The 2,576-nt window shown below is 66.6% G+C and carries 3 protein-coding genes; all 3 read right to left on the bottom strand.

Going from position 1 to position 2,576, the window contains the following annotated elements; genetic code table 11:
* Positions 1-81 precede the first annotated feature (81 nt).
* From A6A25_RS38305 to A6A25_RS38295, 3 genes are read right to left on the bottom strand one after another with little or no spacing between them, the layout of a single operon-like run.
* Complete coding sequence (locus tag A6A25_RS38305; RefSeq protein WP_073898842.1) at positions 82-1,230, bottom strand: acyl-CoA dehydrogenase family protein; 1,149 nt, start codon at positions 1,228-1,230, stop codon at positions 82-84.
* A complete protein-coding gene (locus A6A25_RS38300) occupies positions 1,223-1,519 on the bottom strand; it encodes a phosphopantetheine-binding protein (protein ID WP_073898840.1) in 297 nt (98 codons plus the stop codon). The genes A6A25_RS38305 and A6A25_RS38300 overlap by 8 nt, the downstream gene beginning before the upstream one ends.
* Entirely contained in the window at positions 1,512-2,537 is a 1,026-nt protein-coding gene (locus A6A25_RS38295) for an HAD-IIIC family phosphatase (protein WP_073898838.1), read from the bottom strand. The genes A6A25_RS38300 and A6A25_RS38295 overlap by 8 nt, the downstream gene beginning before the upstream one ends.
* Between the last annotated feature and the right edge of the window lie 39 nt (positions 2,538-2,576).

Genomic DNA, 2,576 nt, shown 5'->3' with positions numbered 1-2,576 from the left:
CGCCGCCTCACCACCCGGTCGCGCGGGGTGCTTGCCATGACGGCCTCCGATGTGTTCGCGGCACGCGGAATAGGACACGGTTCATTGGCTCTGGTTCTTCCTGGCGTACTTCTTGTAGCCGAAGTCGGCGATCATGACCTGCTGCAACTGCGAGGTGCCCTCGATGATCTCGAGGATCTTCGCCTCCCGGAACAGGCGTTCCGCCGGGTATCCCGACCAGCACCCGTTCCCGCCGAGCACCTGCACCGCGTCCGACGTCGCGCGTTGGGCGATCGTGGACGAGAAGTACTTGGCGATGTTGGTCTCCATGGCCGCGTCGGCGTTGCGCGGCGCGAGGAAGCGGCCCGCGCGCCGACACAGCTCCCGCGCTGCGGCGACGTTCGTGACGGCGTCCGCGACCATCTTCTGCACCAACTGCTGGGTACCGATCTTGACGCCGAACTGCTCGCGGCGGGTCGCGTAGGAGCACATCTCCTCCAGCGCCGCCTGTGCCAGCGCGACGCCCGCCCACGCGATGCTGTACCGACCGTGCAGCAACGCGGTGTTGACCACGAAGCCGAAGCCGGCGCCGATGCCCGCGATGAGGTTCTCCGCGGGCACCTCGACATCGGCGAAGGCGACCTCCGCGATGTGCGTCGCCCGGTTGCCCAGGAACCCGGACTTCGGCCGGGTCTCCACGCCCGGCATGTCCCGTTCCACGACGAACGCGCTCGTGACACCGTTGTCGGAGGCGATGACCAGGAACAGGTCGGCGATCCCGGCGAAGGACGTCCACTTCTTGCGTCCGTTGAGGACGAAGGTGTCGCCCTTCCTGGTGTAGGTCGTCTCCACCGCGGCGGCGTCGGACCCGGCGTTCTCCTCGGACAGCGCGAAGCAGCCGATCTTCTCGCCGCGCGCGAGGGCGGTGAGGTACTTCTCCTTGAGCCGCTTGGACGCCAGCTCCAGCAGCGTCGTGGCCACGATGGACGTGTGCACGGTCAGCAGCGCGCGCGTGGAGGCGCACGCCTTGCCGATGACCTCGGTGAGTTCGCCGTACGCCAACGGGTCCAGCCCGAGGCCACCCCACTTCGCCGGGATCGACGCGCCGAGGAAGCCCTCGTCCGCCATCCTGCGCACGACGTCGTGCGGCAGGCGCTCCTCGCGGTCGAACTCCGCGGCCCGCGGTGCGAGTTCGGTCTCGGCGAACGACCGTGCCCGCGCGATGACGTCGGCCGGGTCTACCTCACTCACCAGCTGTTCTCTTCAGTTCGGCGACCATGTCGGCGAGGCGGCGGACCGAGCTGAAGTTCCGCAGCATGATGTAGTCGTCCGGCACCTCGACGTCGAACGTCGACTCCACGTAGTGCAGGAGCTGCATGGCGAACAAGGACGTGAAGAAGCCGCGCTCGAAGATGTTGTCCTCGTCGTCCAGCTCGACGTCCTTGAACGCGGTCATGTTCTCCCGCAGGTAGGCCCGGATGTTGGCCGCGTAGTCGGCCACCGTGACGTCTGCCATGTTCACCACCGCCTCGTCATGCATCGATCTCGACCTTGATGTACTCGGGGTATTCCTGGCGCACCGCGAGATCGTTCTCGTACAGGTAATCACTGCCCTCGTGCGACACCACGCGGAAGTTCGCCAGCTGGTAGGTCACCAGCATCTGGCGGTTGCGGTCGGTGCGGCGGAAGCGGGCGAACAGGCGCTTGCCGTTCTCCGCGGCCTGCTTGAGCAGGAACGACAGCAGGACCGTGCCGACGCCCTTGGACACCGTCCGGCAGGACATGAGCAGGAGGTTGATCGTCCAGCGGTCGTCCTGCTTCTCCACCAGCGCCATGCCGATCTTGCCGTACGAGCCGTAGCGGTCGGTCAGCTCGCACACCCACAGGTCGTGGTCCGGGCTGTGCATGAGCTCTTCGAGCTGCTCGTAGGAGTACTGGATGCCGGTGGAGTTCAGCTGGTTCGTGCGCTCGGTCAGCTCTTCGAGGCGCCGCAGGTCGTCGCCCTTCGCCCGGGCGATGTGGAAGATCATCCCGAGGCCGGCGAGGAACTCGTCCGCGGCGCCCTGGTACTCCGACTCGGCCTCGGTGCGCGCCTGGTCCTCCAGGTACATGAGGCGACGACGGCTCGCGTCCTCGGTCACCACCTTCGGGCTCAGGCGCGGCATCGTCAGCAGCGTGGCCAGCTCCGCCGAGTCGACCGTCTCGACTTCGGGGTGGGCGAAGGCGACCTCGTCGCGCTCGAACGGCTGGTCGTCCACGAACATGATCGTGTCGATGCCGATGTTGAGCTTCTGCCGGATCGCGGCGACGGAACTGGACTTGCTGTTCCAGTTGATCTGCGGGTACAGGAAGTACTCGGCCAGGCCGAGCTCCTCCAGCTTGCGCATCGCGTCGTCGTGGTTGTTCTTGCTGGCGACCGATTGGAGGATGCCGCGGGCGTCCAGCGTCTTGACCAGGTCCACCACGCCCTCCCGCAGGACGAGGTCGTCGCCCGCGGACAGGGTGCCGTGCCACAGCGTGTCGTCGAGGTCCCACACGACGCACTTGACCATCTTCATGTATCGACGTCTCCCAAAGTGAACCCTGCTCCGGCGGTT

It is taken from the genome of Saccharothrix sp. CB00851 (assembly GCF_001905065.1).
Taxonomy (GTDB): domain Bacteria; phylum Actinomycetota; class Actinomycetes; order Mycobacteriales; family Pseudonocardiaceae; genus Actinosynnema.
This window is presented reverse-complemented; position numbering and strand designations above follow the sequence as displayed.

What these genes read in the sequence shown, in the direction of transcription:
- A6A25_RS38300 (WP_073898840.1), bottom strand. Translation starts at nt 1,519, where the DNA reads ATGCATGACGAGGCGGTGGTGAACATGGCAGACGTCACGGTGGCCGAC.
- A6A25_RS38295 (WP_073898838.1), bottom strand. Translation starts at nt 2,537, where the DNA reads ATGAAGATGGTCAAGTGCGTCGTGTGGGACCTCGACGACACGCTGTGG.